Source organism: Pseudoalteromonas sp. NZS71_1 (assembly GCF_015864305.1).
In the GTDB taxonomy this organism is placed as follows: Bacteria; Pseudomonadota; Gammaproteobacteria; order Enterobacterales; family Alteromonadaceae; genus Pseudoalteromonas; species Pseudoalteromonas arctica.
This window is the reverse complement of record NZ_JADYXM010000001.1, coordinates 181,393-201,190: the sequence shown is the minus strand read 5'-3', so window position 1 is coordinate 201,190 and position 19,798 is coordinate 181,393. Positions and strand designations below refer to the sequence as shown.

Below are 19,798 nucleotides of genomic sequence, written 5' to 3'. Positions count from 1 at the left end.
ATAACAAATATTAATTATAAACGGTCAATTACTGATTGAGTGAAATCAGTTGTACCGTGGCTGCCGCCTAAATCGCGAGTTGTACGGTCGCCTGATTTAATTACATCAGCAACAGCACTACGAATACGCTCTGCTGTATCGCCCATATCTAAATGCTCAAGCATTTGGATAGACGCTAAAATTACAGATGTTGGGTTAGCTAGGTTTTTGCCAGCAATATCTGGTGCACTACCGTGTACAGCTTCAAAAATTGCAGCGTCTTCACCAATGTTAGCACCTGGAGCCATACCTAAACCGCCAACTAAACCAGCACAAAGGTCAGATAAAATATCACCAAATAAGTTAGTCGTAACAATTACGTCAAACTCTTCAGGTGTCATTACCAGTTTCATACACGTTGCATCAACAATCATTTCATTTGATTCAATTTGTGGGTAACGCTCAGCTACTTCACGTGCTACTTTTAAAAACAAACCAGATGTTGATTTTAAAATGTTAGCTTTATGAACAGCAGTTACTTTTTTACGACCTTCACGTACCGCTAGCTCATATGCAAAAGTTACGATTTTTTCTGCGCCTTCACGCGTAATTATCGATTTTGCTTCTGCTTCATTACCGTCTTCACTTACTATTTGGCCTGCACCTGAGTACATACCTTGCGTATTTTCACGAATAGTAATGATATCAATATCGTCGTAACGTGCTTTAGTGCCAACAAATGATTTAACAGGGCGTACGTTAGCGTATAAACCAAATTGCTTACGAAGTGTTACGTTAATAGACGTAAAACCTTCACCTACAGGCGTTGTTAATGGGCCTTTAAGAGTGATTTTGTTTCTAGCTATTGTATCAACCGTGTCTTGTGGAAGTAACTCACCTGTTTTTTCAAGTGCAGCTAGGCCAGCATCAACAAATTCATAATCAAAGTCGCAACCTGCGGCTTTTAATATTTCAAGTGCTGAGTCGATAATGCTCGGACCGATGCCGTCGCCTTTGATCACTGTGATGGTTTGTTTGGCCATTGACTTTTCCTTTAAAGAGTTTGATTTGCACATAAATTATTACCCTGAGAGGATAATCGCTTGTTAGATCATTTATGTGTACGTGCTTGAAAATTTAAGGGCGCATTTATATCAACTTATCACCCATTTTGCTAGTTTATACAAGAAATACTGGGTATACACCAAAGTTATAATGGGTATAAAGACGTTAAATAGGGTCCCATAAATTAAATACTATTAAATAACGCGAGAGATTCTAATTTTTGATTAAAATCAGTTGGGTTTTGCCAATTTAGTATTTTCAGCTGTTCGTTTAATGTTTGCAGTTGCCACGCTGTTAGCGCAAGTTCTGGTTTAAAAACACTCTGTGCAACAATTTTAAGTGTGATCCAGAGTTTATGAGAATCAGTTAAGTGTTTTTTAGGTGTTTGCTCTGCTTCTAAAAGTGCCGTTGTCCATGGGTTGTCACTTAATAAATGAGTAAGCTGTTGCGTTAGTTGCTCGTTATTAATTGAATCCACACCAAAAAATGAGCAAATAGGGGCACTCAATGTTTTATTTGGTGTGTCGTCAATCAGCGTTTTACGAGAAAGCTGTGTACTGCATTGCGTTAATAAAAAATGAGCATAAGCATATAAAGGTAATGTAATGTGTTCAAACTGGTCATGTTTATTTTTACTGACTAATAAGGCCATTATTTTCACTAAACCATTTAATCTGTTAGTAACGTAGGCTTGCAGAGGGTGTGGGGTAACATTAACTAATTGCTCAAAAACAACTCTTTGAATTATCGCAGGCGCATTATAATAACCGACCATCGATAAACTATGCTTTAAGTCTTTAGCGGCCTGATGCTCCTTATTATAAGGTTTTACTGCCTCACATAAATTAGCAACTACCTGAGGGTGAGCCGCCATTAGCTGGCTTAGCCCTTTATAGCTATATTCGTGCTGTGACTTAATATTACTTATTAGTTCAAGTAAAGACTGTGCTTTATCAACGTCAACCACACTTTTTGACTTAACATGTTCACTGTTAAACACTTTGAAGCTAATGGTTTTATCAGCGCAATGCCATTGTTTTGGGTTATCGTTAAGCGTTGCTTTAACGCTAAACCAAGCCAATTTATTTGGATTAGCGGTACTAATTAAAATATGTTTTTGCTGCGCATCAGTTGCTAAATAAATCATGGTTTGCTCGGCATAAAAAACGCGGCTTCCCGGTAACAGTGGCCCCAAATGGGATATAAGTGATTTGATTAGCTGCAGTGCAAACAAATTTGGTGTGCGAATGTACAAGTCAGTAAGTGCTTTAAATAAACTCATGTGTTTATTAGCCGTATTACTAGTAATGTTCATACTAATAATATTTGCTAAAGCAATTAGTGTTATGCCCCCATAGTAAAGCATTATTTTAGGAGCACTTACCAATGCTTGTTTATATTTACTTAACTTAGCTAATAATTGCGTAACGGGTTTGGCAGAATCGCCACCGGATAACATTACTTTTGCAGCTAACTGATGACGCATTTTCCATATGTTTTTATCAGAGTCTTGAAAAGGTGTTTGCTCACAGAGCTTGTTTAATTGCGCTCCAACACATAAATGCTCAATGAGTGAAGCCGTTATGTATAGCTCGCTTAGGGCATTGTTATAGTGTTGAGATTTACAAAGTGCAGCGGTTATTACACTCTGACTAACAACTAAGTTGGTGGCATAAGAATAATTAGGATTATAAAGTGTTAAACGAGCTTGTAATGCGAATGGCTGTTCACTATAGAGCACTCTATATTGCTCAGCTAGCTTACTTGCCATGGGGTATAAGGCTGTCCATTTTTGTTTATTGTTATAATAGCTTAAAAACAGCTGCGTATTATTAAGCAGCTGCTCTAAAGTAGTTGAAACAGCTTCATCCATTAAACCTTCACCTAATTTTGTTCTTGATATTTATTATATGCACTAGGACCCCATAAAAATAGCTGCCCATTTTTAAATAATAACCCAGTACATTCATCCATAGTGGTTATACCGTCAGATGTTTTATGCTGTGTGCGGTAAAAAACAATCTGAAATACCTGTTCACCATCTCGTTTGGCATAAGTAAGGTCGGGGCTGCCTAAATAATCAAGCACAGTATTTAGTGTTGTTGGCTGCTCAAGTGATAGTTTTTCGATATAACGTTTATTAAAAGCTTCTCGGTCTTGCCAGATCATAGCCTGAGGATCGTCTTTATAAAAAGTGATCACCAACGCTGCTATCAGTGCATATAGCCCTAAACCTAAGATTAAATATCGGATAAATTTTTTCAATATGGTTTACTCTGACTCCGGTAACTAATAATAGTATACGTTTTGTAATGTTTAGAGGCTATTAACTTGCGACTAATTAAGTCTTAACTGCTTTAAACTAAAGCCTAAATTTATATCGGTGCGTAAACTAACCAAGTGCTTTGAGATTACGTACATATCCATATTAGCGGCTAACTTTGCTTTAATACTCGGGCTTAGAGACTCATCTTCGGCCGCATGCTCAATTGAATTATAGTTATTAACTATTTGCTGCGCAGACTTAGTACCTATTCCTTTTACTCCCGGAATATCATTTGTTTTATCACCAGCCAAAGCCCAAAAATCAACGAGCTTATTTTGCTCAACACCAAAACGCTCTTTTATACTTGTCTCATCTAAATAGAGTTTTTTAAAGTAATCATAAACTGTAATGTAGGGGCCTAAATAGGGTAAAAAACCTTTATCAGTAGAAACAACAGTATTAGCTATTTGATTATTTGATGCCTTAAATGCAAGCGTTGCAATAATGTCATCGGCTTCATCGTTAATAGGCTCAAATACAACAATACCAGTTTCTTCTATTGCGGTTTTAAAGTGCTCTAAGGCATTTTTTAGCACTTGAGGCATTGGGGCACGGGAGTGTTTGTAGTCTTTATAAAAATGATAACGCCAGCTTTTGTCACCATCAAATACCGCAATCGCATGGGTTGCATTACTTGTATTTAAAAGCTTTTTACACGCATGAGCTACACGTGCACAGCACGTTTGTATCATTTGCTCATCACTGTGATGTTTTTGATTAGCGTCAACGGCGTAAATGCGCCTAATTAAATTAAGCGCATCAATAAGAAGTAAATGGGGTTTCAAACTATAAAACTCATGCTTTTATTTTGTAACACGGAATGTATTTGCTGCCAGGGAGTTTCATACGGCCTTGATCAACAAATGCTTGTAATAACGTATCCATATTTTCCATAAGGGCAGGCTCGCCACTTAAAATGTATGGACCGTTTTGCTTAATGGCTTTAACGCCTTCGTCTTTTACATTTCCAGCTACAATACCTGAAAAAGCTCTGCGTAAATTAGCCGCTAATAACTGCTTTGGTTGATCAAGATGTAAATCAAGACTTGCCATATTTTCGTGTGTTGGTGCAAAAGGTTGTTGAAAATCGTTATCGATTTTTAACGTCCAGTTAAAGTAGTAGGCATCGCCTTCACTTTTACGGTAATCACGAACATTGGCCATAGCCGATCTTAGCTTTTGTCCAACTAACTCAGGATTATCAATAATAACTTCAAACTTATCTAATGCTTCTTTACCAAGCGTCATTTCAACAAATTCACACAGCTCTTTAAAGTACGCTTCACTTTCTTTAGGGCCAGTTAAAATCACAGGCAAACATTGTTTGGTGTTATCTGGATGAAGTAATATGCCTAATAAATATAGCAATTCTTCAGCAGTACCTGCGCCACCAGGAAAAATGATAATAGCGTGAGCTGTTCTTATAAAAGCTTCAAGGCGCTTTTCAATGTCAGGTAAAATAACTAATTCGTTAACAATAGGGTTTGGTGGCTCTGCAGCAATAATGCTTGGCTCTGTTAGGCCTAAGTAACGGTTATTGGTATTGCGCTGTTTTGCATGGCCAATAGTGGCACCTTTCATTGGGCCTTTCATAGCACCAGGGCCACAACCAGTACAAATATTTAATCCACGTAAGCCCAGTTCGTAACCTACTTGTTTTGTGTATTTATATTCAACTTCGTTTATAGAGTGTCCGCCCCAGCAAACAACCATACTTGGCTCGCTATTAACACGCAAAGCACCGGCATTTCTGAGCATATCGAACACCATATGAGTAATGGCTTTTTGCTCTTTTAAATCTTTTTCGTATTTTTGACAAATAAACAAAATATCGCGAATAACAGAAAATATATGCTCGTGAATTCCGGTAATTATTTCGCCATCAACAAATGCGGTTTCGGGTGGGTTTTCAAGCTCAATTTTAATGCCTCGTTCGCGGCTTACTAAACGAATATCAAAATCTTTGTATTTGTCGTATATATCGCTACTTTCGTCGGTATGGCTACCTACATTAAGCACTGCTAGTACGCAGTTTCTAAATAACTTATAACGCTCACTAGCAGAAGATTGCTCTAATAAATCAACTTCTAATTGCGACAGTAAATCTAAAACCCCAGTTGGGTTTAACTGTATTAACATAGACGTTCTCCTTACTGCTAAATCGTAAAAAACTACTTGTCATAAAATTTATAATGGCTATGACATTATTTACTGGTACAAAGTCTATCTCGTCCTGAATTTTTGGCCTCGTAAAGAGCATCATCTGCTCTATCAAATGCCTTTAACAGAGTATCGCCTTTTTTGAACTGAGTTGCACCTACCGAGATTGTGATCTCAATTTGTTTTTCTCTAAATTTAAAAGGTATATTTTTAATTACCTTTCTTACTTTATCCAGAGGTAATGTTGCGTTTTCAAGCGACACACCTGGCATTAACAGCACAAATTCTTCACCGCCGTAACGCGCTATAAAATCGGACTTTCTTACCGATTTTTGCAACGCTTTTGATATAACCTGTAAGGTAATGTCACCTGCGGTATGGCCAAATCTATCATTGATAGATTTAAAGTGGTCAACATCAATAACCGCAAGCGTAACATCTGATGGCTGCACATTAAACAAATGCATTTCGTGATTGTAACGTTCATCAAATGCAGCTCGGTTAGGCAGTTTTGTAAGCCCATCAAGTAAACTTTTAAAGCGCTGTTCGTTTAAGCGTTTTTTATACGTTGTTAACTTATCTTCTAAAGTAACAATTCGTTTGTTTATTTCACTAAAGCTAGTGCTAAGCATTTCTCTGTCTTTTCGTTCTAACTTTTCTTTTGCTAGAAAATCTTCGCTTAGTGATTTTAATTCGTTATCTACGAGTTCTTTTAAAGATGAGATTGACGTTGCTTTTTGTGTTTGTTCGTTGAGGTTTTTAATTTTTAGTTCAATGCTTTTATTCAACGAATCAAACTCAATACTCATCGATTCTGAGTGTCTACTAGTAGAGACAATAGAATTATGTAGATCTTCGAGGGTTTGATTTAATGAAACTAAAAAGCTTTGTGCAGATTTACGCTCTTTGCTAATGTTTTTTACTACGACTTCAATTATGTTAATCGCAACATCGAGTAATGCATCGATTGTGTCACTTTCTGTAATATTATTTTTTATACTATTAATTTGTAGTGTAGCTTCTTCTTCAAGTATAAGTTCGTTAGCTAGCTCAAGTAGTTTTTTTGCACGAGCTTGTTTTACAGGGCGCTGATTATCGGCTTGAGGGTCTTGCTTAGTTAGCAATGCTTCATGATAAAAGAGAATAAGTTGATCAAGTAGCGGAATATAACCATGGGTTGACTGAACGTTATTAATCTCTTGATCGAGTAAATTTCTCAGGGCTCTGCGAGTATCGTCAGGTAAACCTTTAGTTTTTTGTAACTGTTTACCTGCATTTTGTACACTGTTGAATAAATCACGTTGCTGAGCTTGCTGAATCGATTCTTGATTTTTAAGTAATATCAAAGTTTCACTAACAAGGGGGGAGAGGTCTTCAAAGCTCATACCTTTATTGAGTGCACTTCTAAATTTAGCAAGGCGATTATCTAACTCAATATCAAGCCCTTTACAGCTTAGCGAAAGTTTAGCTGCAAAGTCGCACAAAATATCCACTTGATGTTTGCGTGCACTCTCAATAGCCATACGAGCATCAATTGCTTGTTTGAGTTTTTTATCTGTTGGATTAGATCTTTCAGACACCTAAGCGTACCGCCATCAAATTAATTTTATTATCTTCAGTTTACAACAAATTTTTATTATGTGTAGTTATCTAGTAAAAAACTTAGAAATTTTAATAAGCTACTACGTATAAACTCGTATACGGGGCAATTTGTCGTATTTAATTCACTTTTAAATAGGGGCTTGCTAGTCTTGCAGGCAATTAAGTTTCCACTAAGAGTCTCTATGAAAAAGTTATTAGCCCTATCTATTTTAGCTGCATGTTCAGCACCTGTATTTGCCGATGTAAATTATTCTTTAGAAATTTCGCAACCACAACATCATTTAGGCGATGTAAGTGTTGAGTTTCCAAAAACAGCGCAAGCACATCTTGATATAAAACTTCCTGCATGGCGAACGGGTCGCTACGAAATGCTAAACCTTGCCAATGGCATTCGCTACTTCAAAGCCAAAGATGAAGATGGCAAAGAACTAAAATGGGAAAAAATTGATCACAGTACATGGCGTGTACACATTAATGAGCCAACCGAAGTTAATGTTGACTACCAGGTTTATGCAAATGAGCTTGGTAAGCGCGCTCGCCACATTGACGACAGCCATGCATTTATAGATGCATCAGGCTTTTTTATGTTTAGTGAATCATTTCGCCAAGAGCCAGTAACCGTTAATTTAGAGGTGCCTAAAAAGTGGCGCTCTGTATCGGGTATGGATAATTTAAAAGGCAAAAATTCATTTAAAGCAGCAGATTACGACGTACTTGTTGATTCACCAATCGAAACGGGTATTAACCAACTACACACATTTGAAGTAGGTGGCCGTGAATACGATTTAGTTATATGGGGCGATGGTAACTACGATGTAGAGCAAATGCTTACTGATCTTAAAAAATTGGTTGCTACTGGTAATGTAATTTGGGATGGCTATCCATATGAACGTTATGTATTTATGGTTCATGCTACGTCGGGTGCTGGTGGTGCAACAGAGCATTTAAACTCAACAATTATTCAACGTCCACGCGATAGATTTGGTAGCCGCGAAGATTACCTAGCCTTTATTAGCACCGCTGCGCATGAGTTTGTTCATACGTGGAATGTTAAAGCATACCGCCCTCAAGGTTTAGTGCCGTACGATTACACTAATATGAATTACTCTAAACTGCTTTGGATTGCAGAGGGTTCAACAAGTTATTTTGAAGATCATTTAATGGTTCGCTCTGGTATTGAAACCACAGATGAATTTTTTAAAGTGATGAGTAAAACCATTAATCGTCATCTACAAACCCCAGGCCGTGAAGTGCAAAGCGCAAGCGAAACAAGCTTTGATAAATGGATTAATCAAGGTGGTGATCATGCACGTAACTACAGCACCAATATTTATTCAGAAGGTTCATTACTTTCATTAGTTTTAGATATCGACTTGCTAGAAAAAAGCCAAGGTAAAATAAGCTATCGCGACGTACACAAAGCACTTTATAACAATCATAAAATGCCAGCTGGTTTTACAGATATAGATGTACTTAATATCTTAAAAGATTTGACCGGGCGTGATTACTCAAGCTGGTGGCAAGAAAATGTTGAGTCGCCTGCAAGTATTAACTTTGACGACTTACTTACTAAAGTAGGCTTGAAATTTGAACGTCCTGAAAAAGCAAAAGCGCTTGCAAGCATTGATGCTATCGCTAAAAACACAGGCGAGTTACTTACGTTAAGTTACGTTCGCCGTGGTGGCAGTGCGTGGAAAGCAGGTTTAACTACCGATGATAAAATTGTCGCTATAAACAAACATCACGTAGGTAAAGATTTAAAAACTAGCTTAGAAACGTTTAAAAAAGGCGATAAAGTAACCATTGACTATCTTCGTCGCGATGCTCTTGAAAGCTTAACATTAGTATTATCAGAAGATTTTGATAAGCCTAAAAAAGTAGTTGCTGATAAAGAGGCAACGCCTGAGCAAAAAGCACTATTCAAAGCATGGATTGGCGTGGAACATCCAAATGATGTGACAAAAAAATAAATTCAGTTTTTATAGCGTTTAAATATAGTTAACAATTATTAAAAAAGAGCTTCGGCTCTTTTTTTGTTTTGTATAATGGCGTATATAATGTACATGGAAATTTAATATTAAAATTAAATTTAATTATTATTTAGTATTTCTCTATTATTAAATAAAATTATTTATGGATATAGCCTCAAATGAAATTAGATAACCCGACTTCAAACTTAACCCATCAATTTGTAATTAACGACTATTTGCATCAGTTATTTGATGCGGTAAATGTTATTTCTGTTCAAGGTTATGACAATGAACGTCGTGTTATTTATTGGAATGAAGGCAGTGAGCGACTTTATGGATATACCAAAGAAGAAGCCATAGGACAAAAAATAGAAGACCTTATAATTCCAGAGCCAATGTGTGAATTAGTTATTAACGCACATAGTGATTGGGTAAAAAAAGATATAGAAATTCCAGCATCTGAAATTATCTTACAAGACAAGGATGGAAACAATGTATCGGTTTTTTCCAGCCATGTTATGTTTACAAATCAATATAATACAAAACAAATGTACTGTATTGATATTGATTTATCTGAGGTTAAAAAGGCACAAGCAGATGCGTCATTTAATGAGCATATGCTAAAAACTATTTTTGGAGCAATTCCTGACTTATTTTTCTTGATGGAAAATGATGGAACTATTATTGAATATCATGCCAGTAATGAGACCGATCTCTACACCAAGCCAAAGCAATTTATTGGTAAAAAAATGGGTGATGTACTCCCTCAAGATGTAGCCAAAAAATTTGAAACCTATATCAGCCTTGTATTAGAAAAAGAGCAGATGATGAGCTTTAAATACGAGCTAGCTTTGCCCCATGGGCTCGTTTTTTTTGAAGCAAGAATAAATAAAATAACAGAACATAACCAGTTAATGGTTATTATTCGAGATATTACAGAACAGCATAAATCAGATGAAATAATTAGACATCAAGCGTATTACGATAGTCTAACTTTACTCCCAAATCGTTTTTTAGCACTTGATCGTTTGTCGCAATTACTTATTGAAGCACAAAGAAATAACGAGAAAGCGGCAGTACTGTTTTTGGATTTAGATGATTTTAAAAAAATAAATGACTCTTTAGGCCATGAAACAGGAGACAAACTTTTAATTGAATCAGCGCAAAGGCTGCAAGAGGCACTGCGAAAAGACGACACAGTAGGGCGACTCGGTGGAGATGAGTTTATCGTATTACTACGAGGTATAACTGATCACCATGCAGCGCTAAAAATTACTGAAAAACTGCTCAATAACTTTAGAGCCCCTTTTAAAATTGAGGGCCGGGAGCACATACTTACAGCGAGTATTGGTGTAGCCATATACCCAGAAAATGGTACAACCGTTGCTGATTTATTACGAAATGCTGACACTGCAATGTATCAAGCAAAATCATATGGTCGTAATACCTATTCATTTTTCACTAAAAAGATGAACGTAATTATTCAGCGCCGACTAGTAATAGAAGAGCAGATGCGTGGCGCCCTTGAGCGTAATGAATTTGAGTTATTCTACCAGCCCCAATTTGACGCCAAAAATAAACACATCATTGGTGCAGAAGCTTTATTACGCTGGCATAACCCTGTGCTAGGTAACGTAACACCCGATGAGTTTATACCTATTGCCGAAAATACAGGATTAATTGTACCTATTGGCAAGTTTGTCATTAGCCAAGCTTTACACTTTTTAAACACATGGCAAAGTACCTGTAAACGCCAACAAAAATATACAATGGCTGTTAACTTATCTCCTCGCCAATTTAGAGACGTAGGGTTGCTCAGTTTCATTCAAAACTCATTGAGTGAAGCAAACGTAAATCCCGAAAGTTTAGAGCTTGAAATAACTGAAGGTGTATTGATGAGTTGCCACACTAATGTTGTAGATATACTGACTGAAATTACTGCATTAGGCATTAACTTATCGATGGATGACTTTGGCACAGGTTATTCATCATTAAGTTATTTGAGAGAATACCCTTTTAATGTACTTAAAATAGATAGAAGTTTTATTGATGGTATTGTACTAAACAATGAAGATTGTAATCTCGTAAAGGCAATTATTGCTATGTCGCACAGCTTAGGACTGACAGTGGTAGCCGAAGGTGTAGAAACAAAAGAGCAGCATACTTTATTGAACGAATTGGGTTGTGATTTTATGCAAGGCTTCTATTTTAGTAAACCAATACCAGCAAAACAGTTTCTTGATTTTTCGATGAATTTTGATAAAAAGTAAGATTAAACACTCGATTGTAACAATTCATTGCACGGCTATTGACCTTATTGTCCTATCGCGAGTAACCTGTTATAGAAACAAATAAAAAGGATTCTATAATGCGTTTAAAACCTCTTGTAGCTACATTAGTAGCTACATTTTCTTTATCACTTTCAAGTAGTGCCATAGCCGACGAAGGCATGTGGCAACCACACCAACTTCCAGAGTTAGAATCAATTTTAAAAGCCAAAGGGCTTGAAATTGATGTTGAATCTATTTCTAAATTAACCGAATTCCCAATGAATGCGGTAATTAGCCTAGGTGGCTGTACAGCATCGTTTGTATCGCCTAAGGGTTTAGTTGTGTCAAACCATCACTGTGTTTATGGCTCGGTACAATACAACTCAACGCCTGAAAACAATATTTTAGAAAATGGCTTTTTAGCTAAAAGTCCTACAGAAGATTTACCTGCAGCGCCGGGCTCACGCGTCTATGTAACAAAAACGGTTACCAACGTAACAGATGAAGTAATTAAAGGTACTAACGAGCTAACAGCAAAAGCACGCTACGACGCACTCGAAAAAAATGAAAAAGCGCTAGTAGCCCAGTGTGAAGCCGACGAAAGCTATCGTTGTAATGTGTATTCGTTTCATGGTGGTTTAGAGTTTTACCTAATTAAGTCACTTGAAATAAAAGACGTACGTTTATCTTACGCACCAGCTATGGGCGTAGGTAAATACGGCGGCGATATAGATAACTGGATGTGGCCGCGCCATACTGGCGACTTTGGTTTTTACCGCGCTTATGTAGGCAAAGATGGAAAACCTGCAGAGTACAGCGAAGACAACGTACCTTACGTACCTGACTCTTACCTAAAAGTAAGTGCCAAAGGCGTGCAAGAAGGCGACTTTGTAATGGTTACAGGCTACCCAGGGCGTACTAACCGATACCGCATTGCAACAGAGGTAGATAACGTATTTAACGACAGCTACCCTAAAGCACGCGTTCATAACTCAAAATACGTGTCGCTTATTGAAGAAAATTCAGAAGACGGCAGTAAAGCGCGTATTGCTTACGAAAGCACCATTGCAGGTTATAACAACTATATTAAAAACTATGGTTCGATGATCGAAAGCTTCAAAAAAGGCACTATGCTTGAGCGCAAAAAACAGTTTGAGCAAGAGTTAACACAATGGATCAATAGTGATGGTGAGCGTAAAGAACAATACGGAAGCGTATTAGGTGAGCTATCTGAGCTAATTGCGCAATCACAAGAGCACAGTGAACGCGACCGCATGTTAGGTTATGTACATCGCTCACAAATGATCAGTACAGCACGACGTTTATACCGCTTAGCTTACGAAAAACAAAAGCCAAATAGCGAACGTGAATCTGGTTATCAAGAACGTGACTTACCTCGCATTAAAGCAGGGCTTGAGCGCATGACGCGCCGTTATGATAGCAAAGTAGACAAAGCTATTTTACTGCACTTTTTAGAACTGTATGCAGCACTTCCAAAAGAAGAGCGTTTTAGCGACGTTGATAACGTATTTAAAGTACAAAATGGGTTTGATAAAGCAACCCAAAGCGCGTTACTTGATAGCATGTATGAGCAGTCAAGACTCGATAATGCCACTGTTCGCAATTCATTATTTGAGCAATCGTTTAGCCAGCTAAATCAAAGCCAAGACCCATTTGTGCAGTACGCTAAAGCAATCTTTAAAGTAATGAAAGCTGAGGAAGATAAATCAAAGGCACTGGCAGGTAAATTACAAGCCGCTCGCCCAGAGCTAATGAGCGCAATCATTGCGTTTAACAAAGCTAAAAACAAACCGGTATACGCCGATGCTAACAGCACATTACGAGTAACCTATGGCACTGTAGGTGGCTATTCACCTCAAGATGGCTTGGTAGCAACACCGTTTACATCGCTTGAAGGATTACTTGCTAAAAACACCGATGTTGACCCATTTAATGCACCTAAAAAGTTACAAGAGCAAATTAAAGCCAAGCTTTACGGTGATTACACGGGTGGCATGAATACAGTACCCGTTAACTTTTTATCAAATGTAGACACTACCGGTGGTAACTCAGGTTCGCCAACACTTAACGGTAAAGCAGAGCTTGTAGGCTTACTGTTCGACGGTGTTTACGAAAGTATTATTGGTGACTGGGATTACAACCCTGAGCTTAATCGCTCAATCCACGTTGATTCACGCTACATGCTGTGGGTAATGGATAAAGTAGATAATGCACAAAACTTATTAGACGAAATGACAATCGTAAAATAAGTAATTAGTGAGATAAGAGAAGGGCGCTTACCGTAAAGGAAGCGCCTTTTTTGTTGGTATTTGATTCGCTTATTTATGACTGCTAAGTGCCATGATCGGATAATCGAAACCTTAGTCGCTTGTTATATTTAAATTTTACGCTCAAAGGCTAGATATAAAGTTGCAAATAAAAAACCACTAAAGCCTTTTTCCATTTTTGATAACACCCACCCATCTCTTGCCAACTCGTTTGCTTTAGCGTTTGCTCTATTTAACATACCACCTGTAGCCCAGATTTGAGAAACTGCAATAAACTTATACTCCATGTAACACTCCTTTAAATATAACTGCTTTATCAGAGGACTCTTTCTCTATTTTTAAGCGAAAACGTCCTTATTTTATGAGCTTCTATTAATAGCAAAAAGCATAAGTTATTGCTAGCTATATATATTATGCTTATGATGGGTTATTTGAACATATAAAAAAGGGGGGGAAGTAGTCATTAATTAATTACTCACTCAATGACTAATTCTCGCTCACTGTAGTGGTAAAGTGATTTTGGCCACCCATTAAGAAAGAAATGTTATGCTGATAAGCATACAAATTTGGGTGAAAAAATGACGAAATTAAAACGTGCAACGTATTCTGCAGCAATCAAATTAGAAACAGCTCAGCTTGTAGTTGACCAAAGTTATACTCAAGAAGAAGCAGCCAAAGCGATGGGTGTGGGTAAATCAACCGTTAGTAAGTGGGTTACTCAATTAAAGCAAGAGCGTAATGGCCAGCCACCATCGGCTTCGCCAATGACGCCCGAACAAATTGAAATCCGCGAACTTAAAAAGCAAATCCAACGCATCGAATTAGAAAAGGATATATTAAAAAAGGCTACCGCTCTCTTGATGTCCGACTCCCTGAACAATTCTCGTTAATTGAGAAACTAAATCAACGAGAGCGTTACCCAATTAGCGTGCTGTGTAACGTATTCAATGTGCATCGTAGCAGCTATAAATATTGGGCTATAAGGGATACAACGCCGACACTAGAACAAATAAGGCTAGAGGCTGAAGTTAGAGCAATACATGCAATGAGCGGCGGCTCAGCTGGGGCGCGGACAATCGCGGCAATAGCAACGAACAATGATTTTGAATTGAGTCGTTATCGTGCTGCTAAGCTAATGGTTAAATTAAAGCTTGAAAGCTGCCAAGTACCTCAACATTCATATAAACGCGGCGGTAATGAGCACCTTAAAATTCCAAATCTGCTTGATAGACAATTTGATGTTGTTGAGCCAGATACCGTGTGGTGCGGTGATGTGACGTATATTTGGGTAGGTAATCGCTGGGCTTATTTAGCCGTTATTATTGATTTATTTGCACGTAAAATAGTTGGCTGGGCCATGTCGTTGTCGCCAGATACTAATTTAACGCTAAAAGCGCTTGAACTCGCGTATGAAAGCAGAGGAAAACCGACAGGACTGATGTTTCATTCAGACCAGGGTAGTCACTATACCAGTTTAAAATATCGTCAACGTTTATGGCGCTATAAAATCAAACAAAGTATGAGTAGGCGTGGAAACTGTTGGGATAATGCACCAATGGAGCGATTTTTTAGAAGCTTTAAAACGGAATGGATGCCAAAGGTTGGATATGGAAATTTTATAGATGCTAAATATAGCGTTAGTGATTATATCAACGGATATTACAACAACGTTAGGCCGCATCATTATAATGCCGGTTTAGCGCCAAATGAATCTGAGGTTAGATATCAAGATTCCAAAACTGTGGCCAAATTTTATTGACCACTACAACCACAATAATCTAAGCTCGCCCACACAACCTGCTAACTCCAAGCTAAGAATGGTATGCATGAAGAGTGATTTGACTTTTCCATACTTAAGTTAATTCATCAATTACTAATAGTAGGTTTTTCGAAACGCATTTCTGTCCAAAAATGAGTTTGATCGACCGTCTGCTTCTCGCTCCGAGCTGCCTTTAACTTAAATCAAATCACCTTAACACCCTTTAATATATTTCATGTGCATTTTATAACCAAGAAGTGCTAGCTTAGTGGTAAATTAATTGAAGGAAATAATTATGAAATTAGAGTCATTAGCACTGCACCACGGTTACGAATCTGAGCCTACGACCAAATCGGCAGCCGTGCCTATCTATCACACTTCTTCTTATACATTTGATAATACGCAGCATGGCGCTGATTTATTCGATTTAAAAGTACCTGGAAATATTTACACCCGCATAATGAACCCAACTAATGCCGTACTTGAACAACGTATTGCTGCAATGGAAGGGGGTATTGGTGGGCTAGCTGTTGCCTCTGGGATGGCCGCTATTACTTATGCTATTCAATGCTTGTGCGAAGTAGGCACTAATATTGTAAGCACCAGCCAAGTATATGGTGGCACGTATAACTTATTTGCACATACCTTACCTAGGCAAGGTATTGAAGCGCGCATGATTAAAGCCGATGACTTTACCGCGTTCGAGAATGCAATTGACGATAACACCCGCGCTGTTTTTTGTGAATCTATTGGTAATCCTGCAGGTAATATTGTTGATATTGAACGTTTAGCACGTATTGCACACAGTAAAGGTGTGCCGCTTATTGTTGATAATACTGTGGCTACGCCGTATTTATGCCGCCCATTTGAGCTGGGCGCCGATATAGTGGTTCACTCACTTACAAAGTATATAAACGGGCACGGTACTGCCATTGGCGGCATGATTGTCGACTCAGGTAAATTTGATTGGAAAGCGAATGCTACGCGTTTTGCAATGATGAACGAGCCCGATCCGTCGTATCACAATGTGGTGTATACCGAAGCTTTTGCTGAAGCTGCATTTATTGGACGTTGCAGAGTAGTGCCACTTAGAAATACCGGCGCAGCGCTTGCGCCTAAAAACGCATCTGACATTTTAATCGGCCTTGAAACCTTAGGCTTAAGAATGGATCGCCACTGCGAAAATGCACAGCAGTTAGCTGAATATTTAGAAAATCATCCAAAAGTACTTTGGGTTAATTACGCAGGGCTTAAATCAAGCCCGTATAACGAAATGAGTCAAAAAATTACCAGTGGTAAAGCATCGGGTATTTTAAGTTTTGGTATTGCTGGTGGCCTAGAAGCGGGTACTCGTTTTATTGATGCGCTAAACATGATTTTACGCTTAGTTAATATTGGCGATGCCAAGTCGCTTGCATGTCATCCAGCGTCAACCACACACCGCCAATTAAATGATGAAGAGCTTGCTAATGCGGGCGTAAGTCGCGATTTAATTCGTTTGTCGGTCGGTATTGAAAACATTGTAGATATAATTGCCGATGTAAGCCAAGCGCTCGATAAAGCTTAAAATTACATTAATTAGAAATGCTTGTTCAGCTTTACTGTAAATACAGTATTGTTTGTTAAAAAGGTTTAGGTTTTCTAAACCTTTTTAGCCATTCATTTAGCTACAGTTTAAATACAGGCGGTAGGCTAAATATTTATTACTTTAACCTAAATAAAATGGGCTAAAAGTAGTGATTTTTCACAATAGTTGGTATGTTACAAGTAACATTTTATTTAATTGTGTGTGATGAAAAAAAACAAACGTTCTTCTCTTCAAGATATTGCCGATGCGGTTGGTGTAACCAAAATGACGGTGAGTCGTTATCTACGTAATCCCGAAAAAGTATCAGAGTCTACTCGCACAAAAATTAGTGCAGCTATTGATACGCTAGGTTACATTGCAAATAAAGCCCCAGATTTACTCTCTAATGCTAAAAGCTACTCTATTGGTGTACTAGTTCCATCGTTAACGAACCACGTATTTGCTCAAGTTATAAGAGGCATTGAAGATGTAACAGGGCCTGCAGGGTATCAAACAATGTTGGCCCATTATGGTTACAACCCTGAAATTGAAGAAAAACGGGTTGAGTATTTATTGTCGTACCACGTTGATGGTTTAATTTTATCAGAAACCACACATACAGACAGAACGCTAAAAATGATTGAAATGTCAGGCGTACCTGTGATTGAAATAATGGATACTCATCACTCTCCTATGCAGCAAGCGGTTGGTTTTGATAACGTTAAAGCCGCTTTTGATATGACGACGGCACTTTTAAATAAAGGCTATCGCAATATTGTTTATATAGGTGCAAGGCTCGATGTACGAACACGCCTAAAATTTCAAGGTTATTCAGATGCTATGTTAGCTAAAGGCTTTACGCCTAAAAGTGTGATGACTGATCAAGCTTCATCTTATAGTTTAGGCGCTGAACTTTTACAAAAAGCGCGTACTGACTACCCAAATACTGATTGTTTGTTTTGTACTAATGATGATTTAGCAATTGGGGCTATTTTTGAGTGCCAGCGAAACAATATTTTAGTGCCTAGCCAAATGGGGATTGTGGGTTTTCATGGTCATGATATTGGCCAAGCAATGGTGCCTCAATTAACAAGTGTGATCACCCCTCGTTATCAGATAGGTAATGTTGCGGGAAGAGAGTTGTTGAGCCGGATTAATTCCGATTTGGATGCTAGCATGAATTATAAGCAAGTAATTGATACTGGTTATATAGTTCATCTAGGTGAAAGTGTTTAAATACTCTAATTATATGAGCCTAATTACCTGAGCCTAAATAACAAAAGGCTCAGGTAATTTTTATATGTGTGATGATAACTCTACGCACTGTAAATTTACAAAAACAGAGAAATAATCATAGCGACAAGTGCGCCAACAGTACCAATAATGGTTTCCATTACTGTCCACGTTTTAAGAGTTTGCATTTCGCTCAAACCGAGATAGCGACTCGCTAACCAAAATCCTGAGTCGTTTACATGGGAGAGCACAATAGATCCCCCACCAATAGCGATGGTAACAGCGGCAAGCTGCGCTCCATCAAGACCTAAAGGCTGAAGCATTGGAATAATTAAGCCACACGCTGTAAGCATAGCTACTGTCGCTGAGCCTTGAATAACCCGCACAGCGGCTGATAATACAAAAGCGAGTATTACAATCGGTAAGCCTGAGCCTGCTAAGTAATTACCCAGTGCCGTACCTACTCCTGAATCAACTAATACTTGTTTAAATACCCCACCGGCACCAGTGACAAGAATAATAATTCCCGCAGGTTGTAAGGCACTACCACAAATTTCCATGATTCTAGCATTAGGGACACCGCGCCTTGCGCCGAGCAAATAAAATGCCATTAAGCAGGCAACTAAAATTGCTGTAAATGGATGACCTATAAAGGCTAACCAATTATATAAATCAGAGTCTTTTTCAACAAAGCGGCTACCAATAGTATTTAAACTAATCATAATTAATGGCAGAGCAATTAAACCTAATGCTAATCCAAAACTAGGCGTGCCTTTACCAACTCTTTGGTTATCGTCAATTTGTTCGTGCTGTGGGAGTTCTACATGAATAGATTTAGAAATAATAGAGCCCCAAATTGGACCTCCTATAATCATTGCCGGTATGGCAGCAATAAGGCCAAATAAAATCATATAACCATAGTCAGCGCCTAATTGAGAGGCAACCAAAATCGGCCCTGGCGCAGGAATAAGAAACGCCTGACAAGACGCTATCCCAGCAAGTAGCCCAATACCAATTTTAACAACGCTGCCACCGCCTTTTCGTACCACAGCAAAAACAATACCGATTAAAAGTACAACGGCCACATCAAAAAAGAGGGGGAGGGCACAAATAAAGCCCGTAAAGGTAAGCGCCCAATTAGCGTTTTTTTCTCCAAAACGGTGTAAAAGTGTGTGGGCAATACGATCCAGTGCGCCGGTTTCTTCCATTACTTTGCCAAACATGGCGCCTAAAGCGACCACCACCGCTACAAAGCCTAGTGTTCCAGCCATTCCTTTTTGAATTGTAGCGGCAATTATTTCAGGGCTCATTCCTGAGAGTAATCCTGCAATCATAGAAACAAGGATTAAAGAGACGACAGCATGTAGTCGTACTTTCATTACTAAGAAAAGCAATAAAAATATGGAGCCTGCCGCTGTTAGTATTAATGATAAATCTGACATTTTTCCCTACTTATATTCAGTGTGAATTATGATGTTTAGTGTGTGTTTAACTTCACTTTCGTATTTGTTACGGGTAACATGTTACCCGTAACTCAATATAATATATACATTGAAAATAATTAATTATTAAATTAAGG

Annotated in this window: 14 protein-coding genes; 6 read left to right on the top strand and 8 right to left on the bottom strand. The window is 38.1% G+C overall.

Annotation, left to right across the window (positions count from 1 at the left end):
• Positions 1–14: 14 nt before the first annotated feature.
• The 6 genes from I6F43_RS00835 to I6F43_RS00810 all read right to left on the bottom strand — a co-directional run bounded on the left by I6F43_RS00835 (position 15) and on the right by I6F43_RS00810 (position 7,110).
• On the bottom strand, positions 15–1,022 hold the full coding sequence (locus tag I6F43_RS00835; protein WP_007580684.1) for an isocitrate dehydrogenase: 1,008 nt from the start codon (positions 1,020–1,022) through the stop codon (positions 15–17).
• Between the two features lie 206 nt (positions 1,023–1,228).
• On the bottom strand, positions 1,229–2,917 hold the full coding sequence (locus I6F43_RS00830) for a hypothetical protein (RefSeq protein ID WP_197100489.1): 1,689 nt from the start codon (positions 2,915–2,917) through the stop codon (positions 1,229–1,231).
• Between the two features lie 11 nt (positions 2,918–2,928).
• Positions 2,929–3,312 carry a DUF3192 domain-containing protein gene (locus tag I6F43_RS00825; protein ID WP_024591078.1) on the bottom strand — a complete coding sequence of 128 codons (384 nt, stop codon included), beginning with the start codon at positions 3,310–3,312 and terminating at the stop codon, positions 2,929–2,931.
• Between the two features lie 69 nt (positions 3,313–3,381).
• Positions 3,382–4,155 carry a flap endonuclease Xni gene (gene xni, locus I6F43_RS00820; protein WP_197100487.1) on the bottom strand — a complete coding sequence of 258 codons (774 nt, stop codon included), beginning with the start codon at positions 4,153–4,155 and terminating at the stop codon, positions 3,382–3,384.
• Positions 4,156–4,165: 10 nt separating this feature from the next.
• A complete protein-coding gene (gene ppnN / locus I6F43_RS00815; RefSeq protein ID WP_007580678.1) occupies positions 4,166–5,509 on the bottom strand; it encodes a nucleotide 5'-monophosphate nucleosidase PpnN in 1,344 nt (447 codons plus the stop codon).
• 65 nt (positions 5,510–5,574) lie between these two features.
• Entirely contained in the window at positions 5,575–7,110 is a 1,536-nt protein-coding gene (locus I6F43_RS00810) for a GGDEF domain-containing protein (protein WP_007580677.1), read from the bottom strand.
• 204 nt (positions 7,111–7,314) lie between these two features.
• On the opposite strand from I6F43_RS00810, the gene I6F43_RS00805 reads away from it, so the two are divergent.
• From I6F43_RS00805 to I6F43_RS00795, 3 genes are all read left to right on the top strand, one after another.
• On the top strand, positions 7,315–9,102 hold the full coding sequence (locus I6F43_RS00805) for a M61 family metallopeptidase (RefSeq protein ID WP_165735771.1): 1,788 nt from the start codon (positions 7,315–7,317) through the stop codon (positions 9,100–9,102).
• Between the two features lie 179 nt (positions 9,103–9,281).
• On the top strand, positions 9,282–11,372 hold the full coding sequence (locus tag I6F43_RS00800) for a bifunctional diguanylate cyclase/phosphodiesterase (RefSeq protein ID WP_197100485.1): 2,091 nt from the start codon (positions 9,282–9,284) through the stop codon (positions 11,370–11,372).
• Between the two features lie 98 nt (positions 11,373–11,470).
• Positions 11,471–13,642, top strand: coding sequence for a S46 family peptidase (locus I6F43_RS00795; protein ID WP_197100483.1), 2,172 nt, complete (start codon positions 11,471–11,473; stop codon positions 13,640–13,642).
• Positions 13,643–13,770: 128 nt separating this feature from the next.
• On the opposite strand, the gene I6F43_RS00790 is transcribed toward I6F43_RS00795, so the two are convergent.
• Positions 13,771–13,947: a hypothetical protein gene (locus I6F43_RS00790; protein WP_165722958.1), complete on the bottom strand. Its 177-nt coding sequence runs from the start codon at positions 13,945–13,947 to the stop codon at positions 13,771–13,773.
• Positions 13,948–14,238: 291 nt separating this feature from the next.
• On the opposite strand from I6F43_RS00790, the gene I6F43_RS00785 reads away from it, so the two are divergent.
• From I6F43_RS00785 to gntR, 3 genes are all read left to right on the top strand, one after another.
• A protein-coding gene (locus tag I6F43_RS00785; RefSeq protein ID WP_197100482.1) for an IS3 family transposase occupies positions 14,239–15,419 on the top strand; the annotation gives its coding sequence in 2 pieces (ribosomal slippage) (positions 14,239–14,497 and positions 14,497–15,419; 1,182 coding nt in all).
• A gap of 295 nt (positions 15,420–15,714) precedes the next feature.
• Positions 15,715–16,986 (top strand): O-acetylhomoserine aminocarboxypropyltransferase/cysteine synthase family protein, encoded by a 1,272-nt coding sequence (locus I6F43_RS00780; protein WP_165722041.1) that lies wholly within the window; start codon positions 15,715–15,717, stop codon positions 16,984–16,986.
• 225 nt (positions 16,987–17,211) lie between these two features.
• Entirely contained in the window at positions 17,212–18,222 is a 1,011-nt protein-coding gene (gene gntR / locus I6F43_RS00775) for a gluconate operon transcriptional repressor GntR (protein ID WP_197100481.1), read from the top strand.
• A gap of 95 nt (positions 18,223–18,317) precedes the next feature.
• On the opposite strand, the gene gntU is transcribed toward gntR, so the two are convergent.
• The gene (gntU, locus tag I6F43_RS00770) at positions 18,318–19,661 is read right to left on the bottom strand and encodes a gluconate transporter (RefSeq protein ID WP_197100480.1); all 1,344 of its coding nucleotides are present in this window, start codon (positions 19,659–19,661) and stop codon (positions 18,318–18,320) included.
• Positions 19,662–19,798: the final 137 nt, after the last annotated feature.

Coding starts and splice junctions, on each gene's coding strand:
- I6F43_RS00835 (WP_007580684.1), bottom strand. CDS start 1,022: ATGGCCAAACAAACCATCACAGTGATCAAAGGCGACGGCATCGGTCCG.
- I6F43_RS00830 (WP_197100489.1), bottom strand. CDS start 2,917: ATGGATGAAGCTGTTTCAACTACTTTAGAGCAGCTGCTTAATAATACG.
- ppnN (WP_007580678.1), bottom strand. CDS start 5,509: ATGTTAATACAGTTAAACCCAACTGGGGTTTTAGATTTACTGTCGCAA.
- I6F43_RS00805 (WP_165735771.1), top strand. CDS start 7,315: ATGAAAAAGTTATTAGCCCTATCTATTTTAGCTGCATGTTCAGCACCT.
- I6F43_RS00800 (WP_197100485.1), top strand. CDS start 9,282: ATGAAATTAGATAACCCGACTTCAAACTTAACCCATCAATTTGTAATT.
- I6F43_RS00795 (WP_197100483.1), top strand. CDS start 11,471: ATGCGTTTAAAACCTCTTGTAGCTACATTAGTAGCTACATTTTCTTTA.
- I6F43_RS00790 (WP_165722958.1), bottom strand. CDS start 13,947: ATGGAGTATAAGTTTATTGCAGTTTCTCAAATCTGGGCTACAGGTGGT.
- I6F43_RS00780 (WP_165722041.1), top strand. CDS start 15,715: ATGAAATTAGAGTCATTAGCACTGCACCACGGTTACGAATCTGAGCCT.
- gntR (WP_197100481.1), top strand. CDS start 17,212: ATGAAAAAAAACAAACGTTCTTCTCTTCAAGATATTGCCGATGCGGTT.
- gntU (WP_197100480.1), bottom strand. CDS start 19,661: ATGTCAGATTTATCATTAATACTAACAGCGGCAGGCTCCATATTTTTA.